Source organism: Mesorhizobium sp. 1B3, assembly GCF_050958605.1.
In the GTDB taxonomy this organism is placed as follows: domain Bacteria; phylum Pseudomonadota; class Alphaproteobacteria; order Rhizobiales; family Rhizobiaceae.
Genome location: NZ_JBJHDO010000004.1, coordinates 560,982 through 585,098, shown reverse-complemented (window position 1 = coordinate 585,098; position 24,117 = coordinate 560,982). Strand labels below are relative to the sequence as shown.

27 protein-coding genes are annotated in these 24,117 nt (G+C 61.1%); 13 read left to right on the top strand and 14 right to left on the bottom strand.

What is annotated here, in order from left to right; translation table 11 throughout:
• Positions 1–132: 132 nt before the first annotated feature.
• Positions 133–1,659 carry a sensor histidine kinase gene (locus tag ACCO56_RS14730; protein WP_433641498.1) on the bottom strand — a complete coding sequence of 509 codons (1,527 nt, stop codon included), beginning with the start codon at positions 1,657–1,659 and terminating at the stop codon, positions 133–135.
• Positions 1,660–1,734: 75 nt separating this feature from the next.
• Between ACCO56_RS14730 and ACCO56_RS14725 the strand changes: the two genes are divergently transcribed.
• The 4 genes from ACCO56_RS14725 (at position 1,735) to ACCO56_RS14710 (ending at position 4,209) form a co-directional block, all read left to right on the top strand.
• A complete protein-coding gene (locus tag ACCO56_RS14725; protein WP_433641497.1) occupies positions 1,735–2,346 on the top strand; it encodes a thermonuclease family protein in 612 nt (203 codons plus the stop codon).
• A gap of 23 nt (positions 2,347–2,369) precedes the next feature.
• On the top strand, positions 2,370–2,981 hold the full coding sequence (locus ACCO56_RS14720; protein ID WP_433641496.1) for a glutathione S-transferase: 612 nt from the start codon (positions 2,370–2,372) through the stop codon (positions 2,979–2,981).
• Positions 2,982–2,990: 9 nt separating this feature from the next.
• The gene (locus tag ACCO56_RS14715; protein WP_433641495.1) at positions 2,991–3,614 is read left to right on the top strand and encodes a uracil-DNA glycosylase family protein; all 624 of its coding nucleotides are present in this window, start codon (positions 2,991–2,993) and stop codon (positions 3,612–3,614) included.
• A 103-nt stretch (positions 3,615–3,717) separates the two neighbouring features.
• Positions 3,718–4,209, top strand: a complete 492-nt coding sequence (locus ACCO56_RS14710; protein ID WP_433641494.1) for an Lrp/AsnC family transcriptional regulator — start codon at positions 3,718–3,720, stop codon at positions 4,207–4,209.
• Positions 4,210–4,365: 156 nt separating this feature from the next.
• On the opposite strand, the gene ACCO56_RS14705 is transcribed toward ACCO56_RS14710, so the two are convergent.
• The 10 genes from ACCO56_RS14705 to moaA all read right to left on the bottom strand — a co-directional run bounded on the left by ACCO56_RS14705 (position 4,366) and on the right by moaA (position 12,629).
• On the bottom strand, positions 4,366–5,067 hold the full coding sequence (locus tag ACCO56_RS14705; protein WP_433641493.1) for a DNA alkylation repair protein: 702 nt from the start codon (positions 5,065–5,067) through the stop codon (positions 4,366–4,368).
• 2 nt (positions 5,068–5,069) lie between these two features.
• The gene (locus tag ACCO56_RS14700) at positions 5,070–5,939 is read right to left on the bottom strand and encodes an NAD(P)-dependent oxidoreductase (protein ID WP_433641492.1); all 870 of its coding nucleotides are present in this window, start codon (positions 5,937–5,939) and stop codon (positions 5,070–5,072) included.
• 80 nt (positions 5,940–6,019) lie between these two features.
• Positions 6,020–6,856, bottom strand: coding sequence for an ABC transporter permease (locus tag ACCO56_RS14695; RefSeq protein ID WP_433641491.1), 837 nt, complete (start codon positions 6,854–6,856; stop codon positions 6,020–6,022).
• Complete coding sequence (locus tag ACCO56_RS14690; protein ID WP_433641490.1) at positions 6,853–7,566, bottom strand: ABC transporter permease; 714 nt, start codon at positions 7,564–7,566, stop codon at positions 6,853–6,855. The genes ACCO56_RS14695 and ACCO56_RS14690 overlap by 4 nt, the downstream gene beginning before the upstream one ends.
• An 88-nt stretch (positions 7,567–7,654) precedes the next feature.
• On the bottom strand, positions 7,655–8,437 hold the full coding sequence (locus ACCO56_RS14685; protein WP_433641489.1) for an ABC transporter substrate-binding protein: 783 nt from the start codon (positions 8,435–8,437) through the stop codon (positions 7,655–7,657).
• A 179-nt stretch (positions 8,438–8,616) separates the two neighbouring features.
• Positions 8,617–9,129, bottom strand: coding sequence for a molybdopterin-guanine dinucleotide biosynthesis protein B (gene mobB, locus ACCO56_RS14680; protein ID WP_433641488.1), 513 nt, complete (start codon positions 9,127–9,129; stop codon positions 8,617–8,619).
• Complete coding sequence (locus ACCO56_RS14675) at positions 9,126–9,332, bottom strand: NTP transferase domain-containing protein (protein ID WP_433641487.1); 207 nt, start codon at positions 9,330–9,332, stop codon at positions 9,126–9,128. Before ACCO56_RS14675 ends, mobB begins: the two co-directional genes overlap by 4 nt.
• Positions 9,329–10,528, bottom strand: coding sequence for a multidrug effflux MFS transporter (locus ACCO56_RS14670; protein ID WP_433641486.1), 1,200 nt, complete (start codon positions 10,526–10,528; stop codon positions 9,329–9,331). Before ACCO56_RS14670 ends, ACCO56_RS14675 begins: the two co-directional genes overlap by 4 nt.
• A gap of 72 nt (positions 10,529–10,600) precedes the next feature.
• Positions 10,601–11,521 carry a DMT family transporter gene (locus ACCO56_RS14665; RefSeq protein ID WP_433641485.1) on the bottom strand — a complete coding sequence of 307 codons (921 nt, stop codon included), beginning with the start codon at positions 11,519–11,521 and terminating at the stop codon, positions 10,601–10,603.
• Between the two features lie 97 nt (positions 11,522–11,618).
• Positions 11,619–12,629, bottom strand: a complete 1,011-nt coding sequence (moaA, locus tag ACCO56_RS14660) for a GTP 3',8-cyclase MoaA (protein WP_433641484.1) — start codon at positions 12,627–12,629, stop codon at positions 11,619–11,621.
• A gap of 196 nt (positions 12,630–12,825) precedes the next feature.
• Here moaA and ACCO56_RS14655 point away from each other — a divergent pair, with 196 nt between their 5' ends.
• The 4 genes from ACCO56_RS14655 (at position 12,826) to ACCO56_RS14640 (ending at position 15,298) form a co-directional block, all read left to right on the top strand.
• Entirely contained in the window at positions 12,826–13,176 is a 351-nt protein-coding gene (locus ACCO56_RS14655; RefSeq protein WP_433641483.1) for a gamma-butyrobetaine hydroxylase-like domain-containing protein, read from the top strand.
• A gap of 75 nt (positions 13,177–13,251) precedes the next feature.
• Positions 13,252–13,863, top strand: a complete 612-nt coding sequence (locus ACCO56_RS14650; protein WP_433641482.1) for a pyridoxamine 5'-phosphate oxidase family protein — start codon at positions 13,252–13,254, stop codon at positions 13,861–13,863.
• 71 nt (positions 13,864–13,934) lie between these two features.
• Complete coding sequence (locus tag ACCO56_RS14645) at positions 13,935–14,816, top strand: sulfite oxidase heme-binding subunit YedZ (RefSeq protein WP_433641481.1); 882 nt, start codon at positions 13,935–13,937, stop codon at positions 14,814–14,816.
• A 92-nt stretch (positions 14,817–14,908) separates the two neighbouring features.
• Complete coding sequence (locus ACCO56_RS14640; protein ID WP_433641480.1) at positions 14,909–15,298, top strand: hypothetical protein; 390 nt, start codon at positions 14,909–14,911, stop codon at positions 15,296–15,298.
• A gap of 2 nt (positions 15,299–15,300) precedes the next feature.
• Here the strand turns inward: ACCO56_RS14640 and ACCO56_RS14635 are convergent, their stop codons facing one another.
• On the bottom strand, positions 15,301–15,753 hold the full coding sequence (locus ACCO56_RS14635) for a MarR family winged helix-turn-helix transcriptional regulator (RefSeq protein ID WP_433641479.1): 453 nt from the start codon (positions 15,751–15,753) through the stop codon (positions 15,301–15,303).
• A 47-nt stretch (positions 15,754–15,800) separates the two neighbouring features.
• Between ACCO56_RS14635 and ACCO56_RS14630 the strand changes: the two genes are divergently transcribed.
• From ACCO56_RS14630 to ACCO56_RS14610, 5 genes are all read left to right on the top strand, one after another.
• Positions 15,801–16,712, top strand: coding sequence for an alpha/beta hydrolase (locus ACCO56_RS14630; RefSeq protein ID WP_433641478.1), 912 nt, complete (start codon positions 15,801–15,803; stop codon positions 16,710–16,712).
• A gap of 89 nt (positions 16,713–16,801) precedes the next feature.
• On the top strand, positions 16,802–17,080 hold the full coding sequence (locus ACCO56_RS14625) for a hypothetical protein (RefSeq protein ID WP_433641477.1): 279 nt from the start codon (positions 16,802–16,804) through the stop codon (positions 17,078–17,080).
• 107 nt (positions 17,081–17,187) lie between these two features.
• Positions 17,188–19,059, top strand: coding sequence for a L,D-transpeptidase family protein (locus ACCO56_RS14620; RefSeq protein ID WP_433641476.1), 1,872 nt, complete (start codon positions 17,188–17,190; stop codon positions 19,057–19,059).
• A gap of 361 nt (positions 19,060–19,420) precedes the next feature.
• Complete coding sequence (locus tag ACCO56_RS14615) at positions 19,421–20,329, top strand: Ku protein (protein ID WP_433641524.1); 909 nt, start codon at positions 19,421–19,423, stop codon at positions 20,327–20,329.
• Between the two features lie 48 nt (positions 20,330–20,377).
• A complete protein-coding gene (locus ACCO56_RS14610; protein WP_433641475.1) occupies positions 20,378–20,608 on the top strand; it encodes a KTSC domain-containing protein in 231 nt (76 codons plus the stop codon).
• 15 nt (positions 20,609–20,623) lie between these two features.
• Here the strand turns inward: ACCO56_RS14610 and ACCO56_RS14605 are convergent, their stop codons facing one another.
• Both ACCO56_RS14605 and ACCO56_RS14600 read right to left on the bottom strand, forming a co-directional pair.
• A complete protein-coding gene (locus tag ACCO56_RS14605) occupies positions 20,624–21,430 on the bottom strand; it encodes a Ku protein (RefSeq protein ID WP_433641474.1) in 807 nt (268 codons plus the stop codon).
• Between the two features lie 207 nt (positions 21,431–21,637).
• Entirely contained in the window at positions 21,638–23,473 is a 1,836-nt protein-coding gene (locus tag ACCO56_RS14600) for a hypothetical protein (RefSeq protein ID WP_433641473.1), read from the bottom strand.
• Positions 23,474–24,117 lie beyond the last annotated feature (644 nt).

Below are 24,117 nucleotides of genomic sequence, written 5' to 3'. Positions count from 1 at the left end.
ACGGCTCAGGGGTGCTCGATCCGACAATCGACCGGCCGACCAGGGGTGGCCACCCCTGGTCGGCCAACAACCTCAACCTAGCACAATCGCCTCATACAAGGGGTCACCGCAAGGCCGACCCGGCTCTCGAGTTTAGCCCCGACGTCCGCCCGCGGCGACGGCCAAAGTCGGAAGGGCCGGCATTTCTTCCATGACCCGGCCAGGTGGGAAAGCCGCGACCGCGCTGGTTCCTTCACGCAGTTTCGAGTGGAGCTGGAAATCGCCGCCATGCATGGCGACCAGCCCCTGAACGATGGGCAGGCCGAGCCCGGTGCCTTGTTCCGCGCTCTTGATGGCGATCGAGCCCTGGCCGAAAGCCGACAGGACGACCGGAATTTCGTCCGCCGGAATGCCGGGGCCGTTGTCCTCGACCGACAGATATTGTCCGCCACCGACGGTCCATCCGACCTTGACCCGGACTTCGCCGCCGGCCGAGGTGAATTTCACCGCGTTGGAAAGGAGGTTGAGCGTGATCTGGCGGATGGCGCGCTCGTCGGCAAAAAGCCGCGGCATCATGAACTCGAACTGCTGGACGATTCGCAGGTCCTTGTTGCGAGCCTTCAGTTCCATCAGATGGCAGCATTCCTCGACGATCCCGGCCAGGCTGACCGGCTCCTCGTTGAGCTGGTACCGGCCGGCCTCGATGCGCGAGAGGTCGAGGATCTCGTTGATGAGATCGAGAAGATGGTGGCCCGAGGCGTGAATGTCGTGCGCATACTCCTTGTAGGTGGCGTTGTGCAGGGGGCCGAGCACCTCCTTCGACATCACTTCCGAAAAGCCGAGGATGGCGTTGAGCGGCGTGCGCAATTCATGGCTCATCGAGGCGAGGAAACGCGACTTCGCCAGGTTTGCCTCCTCGGCGCGTCGCCGCGCCTCGTCGGACATCGACTTGGCCGTTTCAAGCTCGCCGATCAGCGCATCCTTCTCCCGGCGGAACGACAGGAGCATCCGTGTCGACCTGTTCAGATGGCCTGCGACATAGGCGAAGAAAGGCAGCGCCATGGCGAGAAGCCCCACCATGGTCGCCTCCACCGGCATCCAGTAGCGCGCGCCGAATACGGCATAGATGGCGACCGGCACGATGAAGGTCGCTATCAAGGCGCCGCGCAGCGAAGAAGCGATGATCGCGGTTGCCGCCATGGCGAGCAGCAGGACGACAGCCTTGATGACGGGGAACTGTTCGACCTGGCATTCGCCGCATCCCATGGCTGCCAGATACGACCACCCGAGCCCGGTCAGAAAATGCAGGGCCAGGAAGCTGCGCCTGGCAGCGATTGTGGCGTCTTCACCCGTATCGGCGCGGTCGATGCGGCGCGCGAGCAAGGCGAGCAGCGCATAGGAGGCGATGGTGAGAAGTGCCCATATCAGCACCTCTCTCCCCATGCCGACGAATGTTCCTGCCGCCGCGACCAACAGGACCAGCAGGGGGAGCGCCGAGGCGCCTGTGACAATGGCACGGGCGTGGAGCTTGAGGAGCTCGCGATCGAATGCCGGGTTGCCGGAATGCTGCGAAAGACGCTCGCGCGTTTTCCTCACCGCGCGCGACACATCGCTGTTGCGATGGGTTTTCCTGCGGTCCACAATGAATTTGTCAGCCGTGTTCGTTCGCAGCAACGGCATGAAGGGTTTTCTGTTTCGCGCGCGTTCGGTTACGACAGCAGGCTAGACCGCAATGATTAAGGTATTCTTTGCCATATGAGCAGCTACCGGTACGGCCGGTCCTGGCGAGGCACTCGCCGGCCGCGCCGTCGCTACCGCAAGTTCCTCGACTACGCCCTGACCTTCGCCATTCTCGGATTGCTCATCGTGGTTTCGTCACGGCTCGACCGCGTCGAAAGCCGGCAGGCGAATGGCGTGGTGACTGTCAATGACGGTGATACGCTTACCCTCAATGGCGAGAAGATCCGGCTGCGCGGCATAGACGCGCCGGAATACAATCAGACCTGTCTTCGCGATGGTGAGGAATATCCCTGCGGAAGGCGGTCGCGCGAGGCTCTCGGCAAGCTGATCGCGGGGCGTCCCGTTACCTGCTCCGGCTGGGAGCATGATCGCTATGGCCGGCTTCTCGGCAATTGCAGCGCTGGCGACCACGACCTCAACGAGGCTCAGGTCGCAGGGGGATGGGCTGTCGCCTACGGGGATTATCTCGACCAGGAGGAGGCGGCGCGGGAGATGGGCCTTGGTCTATGGGCCGGTGAATTCGAGCGGCCGCGTGATTGGCGTCAAAGCCATGGCGGCATGATCGATGGCGAGCATGGAGGGATCGGCATGATCCTGAACTGGCTGCGCGCCGTCTTCCTTTCGTGAACAGCAATCAAGGGAGCATCGACATGAAGCTTTTCGACGGTGGCAAGGCGCCGAACCCGCGTCGGGTGCGGGTGTTCCTGGCGGAGAAGGGCATCGACGTGCCGCTGGTGCCGGTCGACATGGGGGCGATGGAGCATCGGGGAGAGGCCGTCACGTCTCGCAATCCGCTGCGACGACTGCCCGTCCTGGAGCTGGACGACGGCACGATCATCACGGAGTCCATCGCGATCTGCCGCTATTTCGAAGAGCTCCAGCCCAAACCCGCGCTGTTCGGGCAGGGCGCTGTCGGTAAAGCCCTTGTCGAGATGTGGCAGCGCCGGATGGAGCTCAATCTCATGTTCTGCGTGGCGCAGGCTTTCCGCCATACTCATCCGGCGATGAGGGAATGGGAGGTGCCGCAGCTTCCCGAATGGGGTGAGGCCAACAAGCCGAAAGCGGTGGAATTCCTTCGTTTCCTCGATGGCGAACTGGCGAACCGGGAATTCGTGGCCGGCGACAGCTATTCCGTCGCCGACATCACCGGAATGATCGCCGTCGACTTCATGAAACCGGCGCGGATTCAAGTTCCCGACGAGTTCGGCAATGTCTTGCGATGGTATCGCTCCGTCGCAAGCCGGCCGAGCGCCGCGGCCTGAGAGCGTCGCTTGTCCAGACCGCTTGCCGATGTCGCAGGAAGCGTGCGGGCGTGCCGCATCTGCCGGGATGCTCCGCGCGGAAGGCCGCTGGCGCACGAGCCTCGGCCGGTTCTTGTCGTGTCGGACAGGGCGCGGATCCTGATCGCCGGGCAGGCGCCGGGCACAAAGGTCCACGAAAGCGGGAGGCCTTTCACAGACGCGTCCGGAGACAGGCTGCGTTCCTGGCTCGGCGTTTCATCCGAGGAATTCTACGACCCCGCCAATTTCGCGATACTGCCCATGGGCTTCTGTTTTCCCGGGCAGGATGCACGCGGCGCCGACCTGCCGCCGCGCCGGGAGTGCGCGCCCGCCTGGCGATCGGCGCTGGTCGCCGAGATGCCGCAGATCGATCTTGTGCTGGCCATCGGTCTCTACGCCCAAGCCTGGCATCTCGGTGCCTCGCGAGCGGTTTCGCTGACGGAGACCGTCCGGGACTGGCGGGGGATCTTCTCCGCGGGCTCGGTTCCGCACGTCCTTCCGCTGCCACACCCGTCATGGCGCAATACGGGTTGGCTGAGGCGGAATCCGTGGTTCGAAATGGAATTGCTGCCTTTCCTGAAAACAGAAATCCGCTGTCGTCTGGACAGACGATGACGCAATCGCGTCCTGTCAATTCTTAGCTTTCGGAGAATTCTTTTCTTGCGGCGGGCGCTTCTCATCAGCATGATGGGAAAGCTATTCTAACTGGAGCCGCCAAATGGACCGTCTCGACCGCAAGATCCTCCGCCTGTTGCAGGAGGATGCGACCCTTGCCGTGGCGGACATCGCCAAGAAGGTCGGGCTGTCCACCACGCCGTGCTGGCGCCGCATCCAGAAGCTCGAGGAGGAGGGCGTCATCAAGCGCCGCGTGGCGATCCTCGATCCCGGCAAGATCAATGCGCGGGTGACGGTCTTCGTCGCGATACGCACCAATTCCCACAGCCATGAATGGCTGCGCCGTTTCTCCGAGGTGATCCAGGATTTCCCGGAAGTCGTCGAGTTCTACCGCATGAGCGGCGACGTCGACTATCTTCTGCGCGTCGTCGTTCCGGACATTGCCGCCTACGACGCTTTCTACAAACGGCTCATCACCAAGATCGAGATCCGCGATGTTTCCTCGTCCTTCGCGATGGAGCAGATCAAATACACGACGCAGATGCCGCTGGACTACATCCAGCTCGAGAAGGAAAGCGGCCAGAGCGCCGCGTGAAGGAGCCGTCAGAGGCGCCGACATCCGCGCCGAATTTGTGGCGTTGCTGCCGGGTCTCGATGGCCTGGTATTGCACCGTCGGGTGGTCGGCCGGAACGCAACGGAATGGACCCTCGGATCAATGCGCCCGCAGGCGCCGGGACGATCACCTCCCAGTCATCTCTTCAGCGCCAGCCGCTGCAGCACCTTGGCATCGGTCAGCTCTTTCACTGCATCCTTGCCTGTCCAGCGCGCGGCCTTGTCGTCCGAAGCGGACAACTCTCGTGCCAGCGCAAGCGCCGGGCCATGCAACTTCTTCGAGCGTTTGCCGATCTGACGGAGCGCCCAGTTGACGGCTTTTTTGACGAAGTTCCGGCCGTCTGTCGCGTGTCTTTCGATCAAGGGCAGGTACCCGGCAAAGGTTGCGTCCGGCTCCTTCTTCAGGTGAACGGCGGCATAGGCGAGCATGGCGAAGGCCGTGCGTCGCACGAACTCCCGCTCATCCCGAGCGAACTCCTCGACGAGGTCCCGCCAGAAGGGCGTATCGACGAACAGGCCCGAGACGCCATCGACCACGTCCCAGGAATCGAAATCGCCAGCCCAGAGACGGCACTGCTCCATCGTGATCGTCCTGGGATCGCCCGTCAGGCCGGCGAGGATGCGTGCCTCGCGATAACCCGTTCGCCAAAGCTCCTCCGCGCGCCGCTGATCGATCTTCACCTTGCGGGCGATGGGATTGAGATGGGTGTGCCCGACGCCGAACGCGCTCGTCGTGGCGATGCCGAACCGCGCCATGCCGGCGCGGTTCTCCTCCGAGCCGAGCGACTTCAGATATCCAACGATGTCCTCGGCCGTCCAGTCGGGCGAGGGCGGTTGCAAGGCTATTTCTCGAGCCTGGCGAGCAGGGAGGACGTGTCCCAGCGCTTGCCGCCCATGCTCTGCACCTCCTTGTAGAACTGGTCGACGAGAGCTGTGACAGGCAATCTTGCGCCGTTCCGGTCGGCTTCCTCTAGGCAGATCCCTAGGTCCTTGCGCATCCAGTCGACGGCAAAACCGAAATCATACTTGCCTTCGTTCATGGTCTTGTGGCGGTTCTCCATCTGCCAGGAGCCTGCCGCTCCCTTGGAGATCACCTCGACCACCTTGCCGATGTCGAGCCCGGCTTTCCGGCCGAAGTGGATTCCCTCGGCAAGACCCTGAACGAGCCCGGCGATGCAGATCTGATTGACCATCTTGGTGAGCTGGCCCGCACCGGCAGGGCCCATCAACCCAACCATGCGGGCGAAGGCTTCGATAACCGGCCTGGCCCTGTCGAAGACCTCCTGCTCTCCGCCCACCATCACCGTCAGAACGCCGTTTTCGGCACCGGCCTGGCCGCCGGAAACCGGAGCGTCGAGGAAGTCGAAGCCGCGCGCCTTGGCTTTCTCGTAAAGCTCCCGGGCGACCTCGGCCGACGCCGTCGTGTTGTCGATGAACACAGCGCCCTTGTTCATCTCGCGAAAGGCGCCTGCATGACCGATCGTCACCTCGCGCAAATCGTCATCATTGCCGACGCAGCAAAAGACGAAGTCCTTGCCGGCAGCAGCGGCCTGCGGGGTTGGAGCGGAGGCGCCGCCGAACTCTGCGACCCATTTCTCGGCGCGGGAAGAGGTGCGGTTGAAGACGGTCACGTCGTGTCCCCCCTTCTTCTTCAGGTGTCCGGCCATGGGATAGCCCATGACGCCGAGACCGATGAATGCAACCGAAGCCATGATGTCCTCCGTCAAACGTGCCGGGGAACAGGTCTAGGCCGTAAGCGAGATTCGTCAAGCGCGGAGGAGTGCTGGATCAGTCAGTCATGCAGATAAGTGAGATGCCGGGTCAGGCGACGCTCGGCCCATTCAGTGGCATTGCGCAACGCTTCCACAACGGCGAGGTAGAGCAATGCCGCCCATATATAGGTCTGAAAATCGAAGCTGCGCGCATAGGCCCGCCGTGTTTCGCCCATCAGATCGTAGACGGTGATGATCGCCACGATCGCTGAGCCTTTGATCATCAGGATGATCTCGTTGCCGTAGGGGCGCAGCGCGACGATGAGCGCCTGCGGCAGGATGATCTTGCGCACAGTCTGGAGCTTGCTCAGGCCGAGCGCTTCCGCGCCTTCCCACTGACCCCTCGGTATGCTGTCGATCGCGCCGCGCAGTATCTCCGCCTGATAGGCAGCGGTGTTGAGCGCGAAGGCGAAGATCGCGCAATACCAGGCTTCGCGGAAAAACCACCATAAGCCGACCGCATCGAGTTCGGGGCGGAACGATCCCAGCCCGTAATAGACGAGATAGGTCTGCGCCAGCAGAGGCGTGCCGCGGAAGAAGTAGACATAGGCGTAGGCCAGGGCGGATACGAGCCGGTTGTCCGACATGCGCCCGTAGGCGACCGGGATCGAAAGCACGGCTCCCGCAACGACAGAAATGACGACGAGCGAGAGAGTGACGCCAAGGCCCCTCAGATAGTTGCCGGCGTAGCGATCGAAAAGTTCGGGGTTCCAGGCCAGGAAGAGATAGAAGACGAGCCCGAGGCCGAATGCGATCCACAGACCCATCAGCACGTTGCCGATGATGCGCTCGCGCGGCCAACCGCGGGGAGGAGCCGGCGGCCTTTCGATCGTCGTCTTTATGGCCGTGGTGCTCATCGCTTGACCTCGCCTCGGCGTGTCCTCTCCTCTATGGCGCTGATGACAAAGGAGGACAGAATGGCCAGCATCAGATAGAGGAGTGCGGCCACACCGAAGAACAGGAATGCGTGTTTGGTGACGCGAGCAGCGACGCCGGTCTGCCGGAGGATATCCGCCAGCCCGATCACGGAAACCAGGGCGGTATCCTTGAGCAGCGCCATCCACAGATTGCCGAGGCCGGGTAGGGCAATCCGGATCAATTGAGGCAGGATGACCAGCCGCATCGTCTGGCCATCGGTCAGCCCGATCGCATAGCCGCCTTCATACTGGCCGCGCGGAATGGCGCGGAAGGCCGACAGGAAGGTCTCGCTGGCATAGGCGGAGAAGACCGCGCCCAGTGCGACCATGCCGGCGACGAAACTGTTGATCTCGATCGCCGCTCCAGGATCAAACAGCCGTATGACGGCCTGAATGCCGATCTGCGCGCCATAGAACACCAGGAACAGGGTGAGCAGTTCGGGAAGGCCACGAAAGATCGTGGTGTAGATGTTGCCGGCCATCCGAAGAGAAGGCTCGCGAGATTGCTTGGCAAGCGCCACGAGGAAGCCGACAAGCAGACCTAGCGGCAGGGTCGCGAGTGCAAGCGACACCGTGACCACGACACCCCGGAGGATGGCGCCACCCCAACCCTCGGGCCCGAAGCCCAGCAGTGTCAGCACATTGTCCACGTCGCCGTTTTTCCTGCTGCTTTCTTCGCCGGAGAGGGGAAGAACCCCGCTGCTCCGGCGACGAGTTCATGCGTGCAGGCTACGCCGCTCAGCTACCGTAGGCGTCGAAGCTGAAGTACTTGTCATTGATTTCTTTGTATTTGCCGTTGGCGCGGATGGCGTCGATCGCCGCGTTGAACTTGTTGATCAGATCGGTTTCGCCTTTGCGCACCGCAACGCCTACGCCTTCACCATGGATCTCCGGCACTGGCTTGATCGTGCCTACGATCTTGCAGCACTCGCCCTCAGGCGTCTCCAGGAACTGTTGGACGACGATGATATCGTCATTCGCGGCATCGATCCGGCCATTGGCGAGATCGAGCTGATATTCCTGGGCCGTCGGATAGGGCTTGATAGTGCTATCCGTGTAGGTCTTCTCCGCATAGTTGAAATGGGTCGTGCTACCCTGCACGCCGATCGTCTTGCCGGCGAGGTCCTCCTTGGTCACGCCCTTGATGTCGGTGTCTTTCGGAGCAACGATTGCCGGCGGTGTGAGGTAATATCTGTTGGTGAAGTCGACCTTCTCCTTGCGCTCGGCGGTGATCGACATGGAGGCCATGATGCCGTCGAATTTTCCGGCCTGCAGCGCCGGGATCATTCCGTCCCAATCCTGAGTGACCAACTCGCACTTGGCTTTCATTTCCTCGCAGAGCGCGTTGGCGATATCGATCTCAAAACCTTCCAGCTTGCCGTCGGGCGTCAGGTTGTTGAAGGGCGGGTAAGCCCCCTCAGTAGCGATCTTCAGGGTCAGCTCCTGGGCGCCTGCCGTTCCGACCGACAAAGCTAGGAGCGCAGCCGACGCCGCGAAAGCGATACGCTTGGAAATAAGCATGATATTCCTCTCTGTTTTTCCGGCCGTGTCCCCATCGGCCGGTCGGGCGGCTGGCTTCCGCCCTTGAGGAATAATATTCCCATTGTTCCCGGCGAAAAAGCAATCGCAAAACCGTCGTCGGACGACGCGGTCGTGCTGCCGGTACGGAAAGCCAAGCGCTTGCGAAAGCCTGGGAAAGGCTACCGAGCGCCAGATTTCAGGCCTGCAACGACGAAATCGGCGATGCCGCAGATGTCGTCGAGGTCGAAGACGGGAACCGTTTCGCCCACGACTGCATGATCGGCCGCGACGGCCACGATGTTGTTGTCGCCTGCCGTCAAGGGCGCGGAGTCCTTGGCATCCAGCCGACGCGTCTCGATCTTCGGATGCGCTTCGCGCTTGTAGCCTTCGATCAGGACGAGGTCGCACGGCGCGAGACGGGCGAGGATCGCTTCAAGGCGCGGTTCGTCCTCGCCGCGCAACTCGTGCATGAGTGCCCAACGATTGCCGGACACGATCGCGACCTCGCCTGCGCCCGCCCTTCGGTGCCGGTAGCTATCGGTTCCTTCCTTGTCGATGTCGAAGCTGTGATGCGCATGCTTGATCGTGGAAACCTTCAGGCCACGCTGCGTGAGCTCGGCGACAAGGCGTTCCGTCAGCGTCGTCTTGCCCGAATTTTTCCAACCGGTTATGCCGAGGACGCGCTGAGTCATGTAGTGAGTTCCGTTAGGATACGTTCTTCGAAACGGCTGCGACCGCCATCGGCTCCGATCGCGTGCGTCTCCGTTTGCAGTGAGAGGCGGAAGGTCACGTGGCGCCAAAGCGGCCAGCCGGCAAGCCGACACAGGCACTTGTCGCCGCCTTCCATGCGAAGCGATCTCTCCCCGGCGAGGATCATGCCAGCGATGCCGCTCATTCGTTGCCAGTCCTGATGCGCATCACATAGAGCGTCGACAGCACGGCGGCAAAGGACGAGGCCGCCATGACCATGATCAGCGGATAGGGACCGCTTTCCGGAGACAGGAGCATGCTGGCGAGCACCGACAGCGCCGCGCCTAAGCCGATCTGCAAGGCGCCACCGAGACCCGAGGCGGATCCGGCGAGCTCCGGTCGGGCGCTGACTATGCCGGCGTTGGCGTTGGGAAGGGTCATGCCATTTCCTACCCCCAGGAGGATTGCCGGGCCGAACAGCGAAATCGGGTGATGGACCCCGGACAGGAACAGGACGAGGGCGAAGATCATTCCGCCGGTGGCGATCAGGTTTCCCGTCAACATCATGCGATTGCTCCCCATCTGCCGCGAAAACCGGCCTGACAGGAAGTTGCCCACGATGTAACCGCCGGAGAGCATTCCGAAATAGATGCCGTAGCGGGAAGGCGAGAGGCCGAGGATCTCGGTCGCCACATAAGGACCTCCACCGATGAAGGCAAAAAAGGCCCCCGAGGCGAAAACGGCGGTGGACGTGTAGCCCCAGAAGCGTCGGGACCGGAACAGCAGGGGAAAGGTCCGGAACTGCGCGGCCATGCTGTTCGATCGGCTCACCGCCGTTTCGCCGAGGTCGAAATAGATGATCGCCATAGCCAGCGCGCCGAAGACCAGCGTTATCACGAAGGCCGCCTTCCAGCCGTAGATCTCGTCAAGGAAACCGCCGATCATGGGCGCGACCATCGGCACCAGCGCCATGCCCATCGTCACATAGCCGATCATGCTGGCCGCTTCGCTGGAATCGACGGTATCGCGCACGATGGCACGCGACAGCACGATGCCGGCCGCCGAAAAGGCCTGCAAGAGCCGGCAGGCCAACAGGACCTCGATGGTGGGTGCGTAGATCGCCGCGACGGTACCTATGATGAAGATCGTGAAGCACGACAACATCACGGGGCGTCGGCCGAACCGGTCCGACGCCGGCCCGATGAACAACTGGAAAACGCCGGTCGCGGCGAGATAGAGCGATATCGCCAGTTGCACCACCGCGTAATCGGCCTCGAAATAGCGGGCCATGCCCGGCAACGACGGCAGGAAGACGTTCATCGACAAGGTGCTGGCAGCCGTGGCGATGACCAACGTCGTGATGTGAGGCGGCGAGAAACGATTGAGATAGGTCGAAGCCATTGTCAATCGATGCCCGCCTGGAGTGCAGCGGGGCGGGCGGCTTTATGATTCCTGCGCATCGTTCCGATCTGACTACATGCCGTCCGGGATCATCGCCGGACCGGTGCTCTTCGTGGCCGGCATGCCTTTCCCCGCCACGCGTTCGCGGTAGAGCGCATAAACACCCGAGCCGATGATGATGGTGGCTCCTGCAATCATCGCGGTGTCCGGCACGTCGCCGAAGATCACGAAGCCAAGCAGGATCGACCACAGGAGCGCCGTGTAGCGGAACGGGGCGATAAAGGAGATCGCCCCGGCGCGCATCGCCTCGATGATGAAATGGTAACCAATGATGAGGAGGAGGGCGGCCGTCGCCAGCAACGCGGCACTTTTGAAAGTGAGAGGTGTCCAGCCGCCCATGGGTTGCACCGTTGCCGCGCCCATGACCATGACGGCGGTAGCCGTTGCTGCGGATACCAGGAACGTCGGCACATCGGTTGGAATGCGTGTGGTTGCGAGATCCCGCACCGCACAGAAAAAGACGCTCGCCAGAGCCAGAAGCGAGTAAGTGCTGAAACCCTCGAAGCCCGGCCGGACTACGATCAGCACGCCGAGGAAGCCGATCGAGATGGCCAACCAGCGGCGCCAGCCCACGGGCTCCTTGAATACAAGCGCCGCGCCCATGGTGACGGCAAGCGGTAGAGCCTGGAGGACGGCCGAGACGTTGGCGATAGGCAGATGGGCCAGGGCGAGAAGGAAGCAGAGGGTGGCGCCGACCTCACCGAGCACACGCAGGACGACCATCGGCTGCAGCGCTGCACGCGGCGTGCCCAACGCCCTGCCGTGCCAGACGATGAGACCGACGAGGAGGGTCGCGAACAGTCCGCGCACCAGCATGACCTGCCCCATATTCATCGAAGCGGAGACGGCTTTGGTGATCGCATCATTGAGGGTAAAGGCGGCCATCGAGACCGACATGAACAAGGCGCCGCGAAGATTGGACGACAGAAGCACAGGCGATTCCGGAAGTCTGTTTCAACTGCATGTAGCAGCCGTTGCGGGAACCGGAAACGCCAATCGCATGGGCCAGAGCCGGGGGAAATAGACGGGATCAGCCGCCGGTGACGCTCATGTGCCGTGAGACTGCGGGCCGCTTGGTGCGGCGGTCTATGACGAAGTCGTGTCCCTTGGGCTTGCGCGCGATCGCGTCGCCGATCGCGTTGGACACCAGTTCGTTGCCTTCCGATGCGCGCAAGGGCGCACGCAGATCGGCGGCATCCTCCTGGCCAAGGCACATATAGAGAGTGCCCGTGCAGGTCAGCCGCACGCGGTTGCAGCTCTCGCAGAAATTATGTGTCATCGGCGTGATGAAGCCGAGCCGGCCACCCGTCTCCGCGACTTCGACATACCGCGCCGGACCGCCGGTCTTGTAGGGAATGTCGATCAGCGTGAACTGACGTTCGAGATCTGCACGCAACACCGAAAGCGGAAGGTACTGGTCGGTCCGGTCCGCGTCGATCTCGCCCATCGGCATGGTCTCGATCACGGTGAGATCCATGCCGCGCTCATGCGCCCAGCGCATGAGGCCGGGTATCTCGTGTTCATTGAAATCCTTCAACGCCACTGCGTTGAGCTTGATTTTCAACCCGGCCGCCTGCGCGGCGTCGATGCCTTCCAGAACCTTGGCGAGATTGCCCCAGCGAGTGATCGTGTGGAACTTGTCCGGATCGAGGGTGTCGAGCGAGACGTTGATCCGCTTGACGCCGCAGTCGGCTAGTTCCGCGGCGAAGCGCGACAGTTGCGAACCATTGGTCGTCAGCGTCAGTTCCTCGAGCGCGCCGCTTTCGAGATGGCGCGACAGCTGCCGGACGAGGTGCATGATGTTCTTGCGAACGAGCGGCTCGCCGCCGGTCAAACGAAGCTTGCGCACACCCTTCTCGATGAAGACGGTGCACAGCCGGTCGAGTTCTTCCAGTGACAGCAGATCCTTCTTGGGCAGGAAGGTCATGTCTTCCGCCATGCAATAGGTGCAGCGGAAGTCGCAACGGTCGGTCACCGAAACACGCAGATAGGTGATCGTCCTGCCGAAAGGATCGATCATCGTGCCGTCGTGAAAACTCATTGCGCGCGCCCTACTGTCCCAACCTTTTTATCCCGACCTTCCGGCCGAATGTCGTGCATCTCGAGCCGCGCTTCAAGGCCGGAGCCCTTGGTCTTTCGTAATATTTCCCAGGCATTGCGAGCAACAGGCTGGCCCGGCGGGACTTTCGCCGCCGTTGAAACCGGCGTAGGAAGCCATGAGCCGACCGGAGAGCATCATGACCGCACCGACCGAACTTCGCGTCTCCAAGGACCGCAAGCAGTTGACTGTCACTTTTCCCGGAGGTCGGACCTTCCAACTGGAGGCCGAATTGCTGCGCGTCCTTTCTCCGTCCGCGGAAGTGCAGGGGCATTCGCCAGAGCAGCGTGTCACCGTCCCGGGTAAGAGGAATGTGGCGATCCTCCGCATCGAACCCGTCGGCAACTACGCCGTTCGCATCACATTCGACGATCTGCACGATACCGGGATATTCACCTGGAACTACCTCCACGAACTCGGCCAGGAAAAAGAACAGCGCTGGCAAGCCTATCTCCACGAACTGGTTCAGAAGGGCCTGTCGCGCGGGTGATCCCGCAATTCCCGGAGGCTGTCGTAAAAACTTCACGCAAAATGTGAATGAAGTGCGGGTCCGGCAGGAGAGATCATGACCACCATCACTTCCATCGAGCAGCTCGAAGAGCTCTACGGTCGTCCGGGAGAGACCTCCCTGGTCAAGGAACTCGACCACATCATCCCCGAATACGCCGCGTTCGTCGAAGCTTCGCCCTTCGTGGCCCTTGCCACAAGCGGTCCCGAGGGGCTCGATTGTTCGCCGCGCGGCGATCGGGCCGGGTTCGTGCGCATCCATGACGAGCGCACGCTGATGATGCCGGACAGGCGAGGCAACAATCGCGCCGACTCTCTGCGCAACATCCTGCGTGACGACAGGGTGGGGCTGCTGTTTCTTGTTCCCGGCTCGGGAACCACGCTCAGGGTGAACGGCCGCGCCACGATCTCGATCGACCCCGATCTTTGCGCTTCCTTCGCCATGGAGGGCAAGCCGGCGCGATCGGTCACGATCGTCGCCGTGGAAGCCGTGTATTTCCAATGCGCCCGGGCGATCCACCGCTCCGAATTGTGGAACCCGGATCGGCATGTCGATCCCCGGAGCCTGCCCACGCCAGGCCGGATTCTTGCGGTGACCAGCCGGAACGGCATCGACGGCGTTGCATATGACAAGGAGTGGCCGGAGCGGGCGAAGGCGACGATGTGGTAATCCCGCCGACGGTCACCCACTCGTGATGATCAGGGGCGCAACAGTGTCGCCTTCCCAACGTATACTCTCGCATGATGGTGGGACCGATTGCACCGAAGTTGCCCTGGACCGATAGGGCAGGGCGTTTCTCGCCGCTGAAGGCGGCAGTCTTCGCTGGGATTCTTGTGCCGGCGATCATGATCGCCTGGTCATGGGAGGCCAGGCTTCTCGGGCCTCGGCCGATCACCGAGGCCATTCACCAGACCGGTGACTGGACGATCCGCTTTCTGTTGCTGTCCCTGGCCGTTACGCCGTTACGCCGGATTGCCAACTGGCCCAAACTGATCCAGGTGCGGCGTATGCTCGGGCTGGCGGCTCTGGCTTACGCGCTCGCGCATTTTTCTCTCTATTTGGCCGACCAGAAATGGAATCTCTGGCGCGTCGGGAGCGAGATTGCGTTGCGCGTCTATCTGACCATCGGCTTCGCGGCGCTTCTCGGTCTGGCCGCGCTCGGAACGACCTCCACCGATGCCATGATCAAACGGCTTGGGAGCAACTGGAGCCGGCTTCATCGGATCGTCTATGCGATCGGCATTCTCGGTGCGGTCCACTTCTTCATGCAGACAAAGGCAGATGTCTACCAGGCGACCCTCATGTCCGGCCTGTTCATCCTTTTGATGCTTTATCGCATTGCCCATTGGCGCGGCGTGGCGATCAAATCGCCGCTGGTGCTGGTGGGAATCGCCGTCGTGGCTGGACTTGGCACTGCCGCTTCCGAATATGCATGGTATGGCCTTGCAACCGGCGTGCCGCCGCTGCGGGTGTTGCTGGCCAATCTCAACTTCGCTTTTCAGATCCGTCCAAGCTGGTGGGTGGTTGCCGTAGGGCTAGGGGTCGCCGCCCTTGCTTTCCTCCGATCCTATGGAGGCGAGAAGAGGCCTGCCCGCGGAGAGCCGGTGAGAATCCCGGCCTGACCGATCCCAATACTCGCCGCTGCATTGCGAAGGGGAACCCATCGGCGGCCCTCCCCGTTGCCTCCGATCATCCGTATCGAATGGAGGATCAGATGTTGAAACGTACCGTGATGATGTCGGGTTTCGCGTTGGTGCTGGCTTCTCCCGCGCTGGCAGACTGCATGCAAGAACTGACGGCCCTTGAACCGAATGTCGTTTCCGCCGAGACCGGCGCGGCACCCGACCCGTCGGGCATGCCCGTGACCAAGCATCAGGAAGAAACCATGGCCGGAAAGCAGGTCGACAAGGAAACCACCGGTTCGACGGGCCAGGTCGAGGCGACTTCGCCTCATCAGGAACAGGTGACCGGCAAGCGTTCGAGCCAAAGCGCCGAGCATCCCAGCCAGGTCATGGCGGAAGCCAAGAAGATGGCTGAATCGGGTGACGAGCAAGGGTGCATGAACAAGGTCACCGAACTGAAGGAAATGCTCGGAGCAAATTGAGGCTAGTCCCCTCGCAGCATCTCCTCGATTCGGCGCATCTGGTCGCCCATGCGATCGCAGTCGCTGGGTGAGGATTGCGCCATCACGCGATCGATAAGCGTGGAATAGATCTTGAGCGCCTTCATCAGCAGCTCCTCTCCCGTTTCGGTAAGATAAAGCCGCATCACCCGCTTGTCCTTGGCGTCGCTCTCTCGGCGCAACAGGCCCTGCGACTCGAGTTGGGGCAGGAGCATCGTGATGTTGGAGCGGCCCACCAGCAGGCGGCGAGCGACGTCGTGCTGCGACATGCCGGGATGCCGATAGAGATTCATCAGCACATCGAGCTGCGCGATCTTCAGATCGAGGGGGGCGAGCGCCTTGGTCAGCGATCGTACGACCGCCTTCTCGGCGCGCACAAGCGCGATCCAGTTGCGAAAACGCGGATTGTCCCAGGGAAGGTCTTGCTTATTGTTCATGATTGAACTAATATGTTCATGTTTGAACCATTTGATGAGATGGAACTATGGCATCATTCGTGTTCAAGGTCATCCGTAACGCATTTGGGATCGCCGAGCACGTCGCGCCAGGTCTTTGCGGACGTGCCGCGTTCGAGCTGTTTTGTCGTACCCCCAATCCGCGATCGCTGACAGCCGGGGAGCAACGCGCTGTCGACCAGGCGGCGCGATTCATGGCGGAGGCCCGACGCCATTGCCTGACCACACGGAAGGGCAGGATCACGGTTTTCGATTTCAAGCCGCAAGGCGGGACACGTCCCCTCGGCACGATTCTCGTGCTGCATGGCTGGCGTTCGCGCACCGAATACATGAAATCCGTGATCGAGGGATTCCGGGACGCGGGGTATAGGGTGGTATCGCTCGACCTGCCCGGCCACGGCCAATCCTCCGGCCGGCGGTTGAACATGGCGCTGGCCGTCGATGCAGTTCGTGTCGCGGGCGAATGGTTTGGCCCTTTCGCGGCCGTGGCCGGACATTCCTTCGGCGGAGCTGTCGCGGTCAATGCGGCCGTGGGGGCGGTAGCAGGTATCCCGCCGCTCGCGACCGCCCGGCTTGTCCTGATCTCGGCGCCAAGCTCCATGCCGGCCATCTTCGAGGATTTTGGCCGCTTCCTCAATCTCGGTCCGCGTTCGCAGCTTGCCGTCGCGGCGGAGGTGGAGCGCGTCACCGGTCGCCGTCTGGAAGACTTCGTGGGCTCCGTCCAGCTTGCGACAGTCCCTATTCCAGCATTGGTGATCCATGCGCCCGACGACCGCGAGGTATCGGCGGACGATGCGAAAGCGTTCGCGAGAGCCGGAGACCATGTCAGGCTCTTCTGGGCGCGAGGGCTCGGCCATCGCCGGATCCTCTTCGATCCCGAAGTGGTGTCGGAGGCGGTGGGCTTCGTGACGGCACGGCCGAGGCTGGCGCGCGTGAACTGAGCGCCTGCGAGGCGAGCCTTCGATGCCCGACTTGAAACAAATGCGTTCGACGGACGTTGATCCATTCACCACCTGCAAGGAGCAGCGCGATGGACAAGGATAAGCGTCAAAAAGAAAGCAGCATGGATCAAGCCAAGCGTTTCGATCAGCAGCAGGCCGAAGAGAAACACCGCCGCCAAGCCGGCAAGGATCGGCAAGGCAGTCAGCAGCAGGGCGGGTTCGGCCAGCACGGCCAGCAGCAGGCCGAAAACAGAGGTGGCCGTCAGCAAGGTGGCTTTTCCGACGAGGACATGCGCCGGCAAGGGCGCAAGCCAGCATCCGAGCGGGATCGGGACTACAATCCCGACGGAGATCGCAACGAGCGATAGTATGATGTGATGTGACAAGCCTCTGTTTCCCGTTGACGAGACGGGAAGCAGGGGCCTTTTATCTCGCGGGCGAAATGCGGGGGCAATGTCTCACTACGAGGTAATCAATGGCAATCCTCGGCAGGGCCATAATGCTTCCGCTCGCCGCGGTGTCGGCGTTGCTGCTTGCACCGCCGCCTCAGGCGGAGGCCCAGAACCTGTTCCAGATTCTGTTCGGGGGATGGGGCAGGCAAACTGCGCAGCCAGAAAGGCAGCGGGCCGAACCGGCGAGACCTAATCAGAAGGTCAAACGAAACAGACCTCCCAGGATAGCGAGCCCGTCCTATCACGACTACAAGGCCGAGCCGCTGGTGGAGGCCGATTTTCTGGCTCTTCAGACGGCTCTTGAAGCGACACCCAAGCTCTCGGGGCTCGAGCCGAAGCTTGCTGGGGCTGTCTTTCAGGAAACCATCTCGCGGATTCAGGGGTCGCACCTGCGGGTTGAGAAGGACATCGCCGAGGCGTTGGTCGATTACTATTCCAGCAATCCGGATTTCATCTGGGTTTCCGGCCTCGATGCGAACGAGCGGGCCATGCAAGCGGTGCGCACGCTCGACGAGGCCGAGGCATACGGCCTCGTCGCCGCCGAATATTCGGTTCCGGTACCACGCCGGAACCTCTCGCTCGATAACATAGGCGCCCGGCTGGACGCGCTTTTGGACTTCGAGATGGAATTGTCTGCGCGTGTGCTTCGCTACGTCCGGGATGCGGAGGGTGGGCGAGTCGATCCCAACAGGATGTCGGGTTATTACGATTTTCCAGCCAAGCCGCTCGATCTCGTCGCTGTGCTGAAGTCGCTATCGCATACGTCTCAGGTGCGGACTTACCTCGAATCACGACACCCGCAGAATGCCGAATATCAAGCCCTGCGTGTCGAATTGGAGATGCTGCGGGCCGACGACGCCGAGGAGGACGTGGAGATCGATAGCAAGCTTTTGCTCAAGCCCGGAGAGACAAGCACGGAGTTGCCGAAGCTTCTGGCCGCCGTCTCGCGCGATCTCGGCGACGGCAACGAATTCGAAGACGTGCTTTCACGCAATACCGCCAGCCAAGTCTATGGCGACGAACTGGTGCCGGTCATCCGTGCGGCGCAGGAGAAGCTGGGCCTGAAGCCGGACGGGGTTATCGGCCCGCGTACAGTGACGGCGCTCGCCGGAATGCCCAAAGCAATGCGGCTGAACAAGGTTCTTGTCGCGTTGGAGCAAATGCGCTGGCTGCCTTCGGATCTTGGGAATCCACGCGTCTTCATCAATCAGCCAGCCTTCACGGCAAGCTACATCGAGGGCGCTCGAACCCGTCTCGCCACGCGAACGGTCATCGGGATGCCGACGAACCAGACGAGCTTCTTCTACGATGAAATCGAGCAAGTGGACTACAATCCCTACTGGGGCGTGCCGCAATCGATCATCGTCAACGAGATGCTTCCGCGCCTGAGAAGGGATCCCGGCTACCTCGACCGCTCAGGATACGAGGTGACGGACGCGAAAGGGCGTCGCATACCATCTTCGGCTATCGACTGGGGCGCCTATGGGGCGAAAATCCCTTACAATATTCGCCAAGTGCCGAGCGAGGCCAACGCGCTCGGCGAGTTGAAGATCCTATTCCCGAACAAGCATGCCATTTACATGCACGACACGCCGGCCAAGGAACTTTTCCAGCAGGATGTCCGTGCATTCAGCCATGGCTGCATACGGCTTCAGGATCCGCGAGGCATGGCCGCCGCGGTTCTCGGCACGTCGGTCGAACATATAGCCGAGAGGCTCGAGCATGGCCATTCCTCGGAAATGGTGACGCGCAAGGTTCCGGTCTATGTCGCTTACTTCACGGCCTGGCCGGACGATGCGGGAAAAGTGCAGTACTTCCACGACATCTATGATCGGGATTCATATCTGCAGGCCGCCATCGAGAAGACTTCCGCCGCAAGGCTGACCGGCGGTTGAGACATCGCGACGCCGGCGAGACGAACAAAGAGCCGGTCGGACGACCGGCTCTTTGTATGCGACTGTGCCGGTTGGGGAATGCAGCCAGTCGCATTCTTTGTCTCTTGCCCGACGCCGCGAAGCCAGCCGGAATCGCTGTTATGATAGCGCTTGGCGGGAGACCTCTCGATTAGAACAAAAGGCGTAGCTCCGGCCTAAAGCGTCTCGCTGGCAATCGGATTTGGGTGACACGCTTTAGGTCTTTGTTTTTGCCGCATTCTCGCGACGCCGACCGAATCCGGTCGGCTGCGAAATGCTCTCACTCCAATTGTCGCGGTTGGCAGGTTCATGGAACAACTCGTCGCGCGGCACGTTCGCCCAGATGCGGGATGTCTTTTCCCGCCCGCAATTTCGAGGGTGTATCTTGGCGCCGCGAGCGAATTGGAAAGGGACTTTGAAGGTTGGGGAAGTAACCTGTCCGATTGCGCTTTACACTGCCGCGTCGACATCGGAACGGGTCAGCTTCCATACTATAAACAGAGCAACGGGGCATCGCGTTCGTCGCCAGTTCGTCGACAGCAAGTCCGGCAAGCAGGTTGAGGACGACGATCAGATCAAAGGCTATGAACTCGGGGCAGGGGAATACGTGACGCTCGAACCCGAAGAGGTCGCCGAAGCGGTTCCCGAGAACGACAAGACATTGACGATCTCGGCCTTTCTGCGATGTTCCGACATCGATGACGTCTATTTGGAGAGACCTTACTACCTCGCCCCCTCGGACGTTCATGCCGAGGAGGCTTTCGCGCTGATCCGCGAAGGGATGCGCAAGAAGAACGTGGCGGCGATCGCGCAGGCCGTCCTGTTCAGACGGGTCCGCACATTGCTGGTTCGGGCCTACGACGAAGGCATGGTCGCCACCACGTTGAACTTCGACTACGAAGTGCGCTCTGCGAAGGATGCGTTCGAAGAAATCCCCGATATCAAGATCGAAGGCGAGATGCTCGAACTCGCCGAGCACATCATCGATACGAAACGGGGAAAGTTCGACCCCACCAAATTCGACGACCGCTACGAAACTGCACTCGAGGAGCTTGTGAAGGCCAAGCTCGAGGGCAAGAAAGTCGAGGTCCGGAAGCCGGCCAAAACGGAAAAAGTGGTCGATCTCATGGACGCGTTGCGGCGAAGCGCAGGGGCTTCCGGGAAAAGGACCTCGAAGAAAATGCCTGCCAAGACGAAATCCAAGAAGTCGGGAAAGACCAGGGAAGCCGCTCCGCGACGCAAGGCAGGCTGAAGCATTTTTGCAGCGCCGAATGGGCGCGACGCGCCAAGGGCAGGCACCATGCCTTCCACCTCAATTCGCAAGGCTGAATACAATCCGGCAACGCGCACGCTCTCGGTGTGGTTCGTGGCGAGTGGCAGCCGTTACGATTATGAAGGTGTGCCTCCCGAAACATATGCACGCTTCCGGCAAGCCTTTTCCAAAGGCCGGTTCTTCAATGCATTCATTCGCGGCAGGTTCGGATACAAGCTGGTGGAGAAGGGAGGCCTCGGCCGGTATGACGCGCGGTGATCCGTCGGGGGAGGGCTACTTACGCTTCCTCGAGCCCGACCCGATGCTCTTGCGCAGGGCATCCATGATGTCGATGACGTTGCTCGGCTGCTCCTCGGTTTCCAGAGTCGCCTTGGCCGGCTTTTTCGAGCGTTTCTTCTTCTTCGAGGCGATGACATCGAGAAGGCGTTCCTGGACGGGATCTTCCACCATAGATGGATCCCACGGCTTGATGCGTTCCTCGATCAGCTTGCCGACAAGTTTCGCCAACTCGGGATCCTTGTCCGCAGCCCCGATCCGCTCGAAATAGTCCTCGGATTCGCGGACCTCGTCACCATAACGAAGCGTCCAGAGCACGATGCCCTTGCCTTTCGGTTCCAGCATCACCGCTCGCTCGCGTCGATAAAGTACAAGCCGCGAAATCCCTACCGTGCCGGTCGAACCCATCGCATCGCGGATGACGGAGAACGCCTCCTCTGCAACGGGATCATCTGGCGTGAGATAATGCGGCTTGTCGTACCAGATCCAGCCGATGCTGTCGGCGGGCACGAACATGTCGATGTCGATCGTGCGTGTGCTCTCCAAAGCCACCGCATCCAGCTCTTCGTCTTCGAGCAGCACGTAATCCTGTTCACCACGCGGGTAGCCCTTGACCTCGTCGTCTTCGTCCACGGGCTTGCCGCTTACGGCGTCGACATATTGGCTGACCACACGGTTCCCCGTCTTGCGGTTGAGGGTGTGGAAACGAACCTTCCCGCTCTCGGTGGTGGCCGGTGTCATTGCCACGGAGCATGTCACGAGGGAGAGCTTGAGATATCCCTTCCAGAAGGGACGCGGCGCCATCGGCAGGACCTTTCGCTATTGCGATGTCCTGCAGAACGCGCCGTCCGGCCAGGTGTTCCGGGGGGCGTGAGGCTTCTGTGGCCTCTCTCTTTGTCAGCCTCGCTGTAAGCCAGCTACGCCTTCGATGTCGAAAAGATTGAGAGCAGCGGCGCCGAACTTCGGCGCCGCTGCTCCGGTAGCGTGTATCTCGGACAGTATCCGGGATTACTAGATCACGACGAAGTCGGCCGCGGTGAGGTTCAAGTGGGCCTTCAAGGTCGCGAAGTGTACCGAGCCACCGGCGGCACTGCCGTTGGCGTCGTAGTACAGCTCGCCGGTGTCGGTCTCGTAGATGATGCGGTCGTTGGCATCCTGGGCGAGCCCGGTGGTGTTCTTGACGAAGGCCGAGTCGGCGAGCACCCCGGTTTTGGTCAGCGCCGTGAACACCGCGTTGTCGAGATGGATGACGTCATCCACCACCGAAAAGTCGGTGATCCGGTCGACATTGTTCGAGGCGTTGAGGGCGGTGTCGAACACGAAGGTGTCCTTCTGATAGCCGCCGGTCAGCGTGTCGTTGCCGAGGCCGCCATTGATGACATCGTCGCCATTGTGGCCGTTCAGGACGTTGTTGCCGGAGTTGCCGCGCAGCACGTTGCTGCCGGTGTTGCCGGTGCCGTTCACATTGGCCGTGCCGGTCAGATGCAGCTCTTCCACGTTGGAGGCGATGGTGTAGCTGACCGACGACTTGACCGTATCCCGGCCGCCGCCCCTGCCTGCTTCGAACACGACGTCCTTGGCGTTGTCCACGACATAGGTGTCGTTGCCGGCGCCACCCGCCATATAGTCGGCGCCTTTGCCGCCATCCAGCACGTTGTTGCCGGAATTGCCGCGGAGCGTGTCATTGTGGCTCGAGCCGGTCAGGTTCTCGATGCTGACCAGCTTGTCGCCGGTCGCATGGCCGCCGGAGGCCTTGCCGGTATCGAGCCGGACATTGACCGCGGCATCGGAGCCTGCATAGCTGGCGGTGTCGATGCCCGCGCCGCCATCGAGATGATCCGCGCCGGCGCCGCCGGTCAGGGTGTCATTCCCTGCAAGGCCAAGGAACTTCTCGTTCCACGCACTTGCCAGCCCCTTGCTCGATAGGGAATCGTTTCCGCTCGTTCCCGTAATCGTGCGGTCGTCCGGAGTAGGCGTGGGTGTCGGGGTCGGCGTAGGAGTGGGCGTCGGAGTGGGCGTGGGTTCAGTCGGAGCCGGATTTGGCGCAGTGCCCTGGTCTGTCTCCGGCGCTGTGCCCTGGTCCGTCGGGTAGGGCGTCGGGTCTTTGCCCTCCTGCCATTGGACATTGTTGCGGATGATCGGGTCCGAGTTCGTGACCGAGAAGTAGCCGTAAGCCCCGCGATCGACATAATTATTCTCGACCGTCACTCCCGTGATGGGGCCACCATCCCTCGATGCATCCACATACAATGAATACGATGGATCACCGAGCATGAGATTGTTCCGGACCGTGACATTGCTGACGGGGCCGAAGGTGTTCTGGATCAGGATCGAAGCCGTGCCATGATCCTGAGGCACGATGATCGAGTTGCCCTCCATCAGGACATTGCTCTGCCCCCCGAGAGCGGTGATCCCATCATAGTGCGGGTCGGCGGCGTTGCTGTCGAGATCGTGGATGTAGTTGCCGCGAACCGTGCTTGCGCCATCGGTCAGCTGGATGCCGATCGCCACGCCTTGAATGTCGTTGCCGACAAACGTGCCTGACCCGAGAATCGCGGAGTTGGTGGCTTGCGTGGCGCCCAATCCGATGAAGTCGCTATTCTCGACACGAAGGTTGGCGGCATGTTCACCTTCGATCCCCCACCATGCGAAGTTCTGAATGACGCTGTTCTTGATCGTGACGTTCGCCGCCTTGACCGTTAGCGTTCCATTGATGACTGCGTTCTCGATGACGGTGCCGTCCTGAGTGATGGTCATCGGGCCGCTATACGGCTTGAGCGTTGTCCCGGCCTTTACGCCGGTTGTGGATGCATCGGGCAAGCCGAAGCGAGCAGGGTCAATGGCCATTTTTGGTCCTTTTTGGAATTGATGACAGTTGATTTTCGCCAGTCCGTTCGCGGGCTTAGGTCCATCCCTGACCAAGCCGGCTAGATGACATGGACTAGAACTGGCTAGTGGCGCTCAGCTTTTGGCGCAATTCACATCAGATTATTTTGTATTATTATGGTAGGTAACATATTCCTGCCAAAAATTTAGGTAGATGCCGATTTGCTCTGGTTTTTCAATGGAATCTAGCGGCAAAAAAATGGCAATCAACCACAGGCGTTTCTTGCATTTGGATCACAATTTGATGGTGAAAAAGGTTATTCGCAGCCTTTTTGACGCACCATGGATCAATCGTAAGTTCGGTATCCCGAAAGATACGTGTACCTATGGACGTATTATTTAACAATCTGAAGTTAAGTAATTAGATGATTTGTTATACTTTTAGGTGATTCGATGGAATCGGGGTTCCGGGGGGAATCTACTTTTACGAAAGCGTGTCTGCCGAAAAACAAGCATCAGTTGTCGTCACGATGCTCCTCTGCGTCGCCCACTTTCTGCGCTTTCCGGCTATTGAGATGGCTGATAGCGACAAAGTAGTGGAGTTGCCGATCACTGGCCGATGCCCAAGCGGGCTACGGCAGTTTCGAAAAGTCGTGGCACGTTAG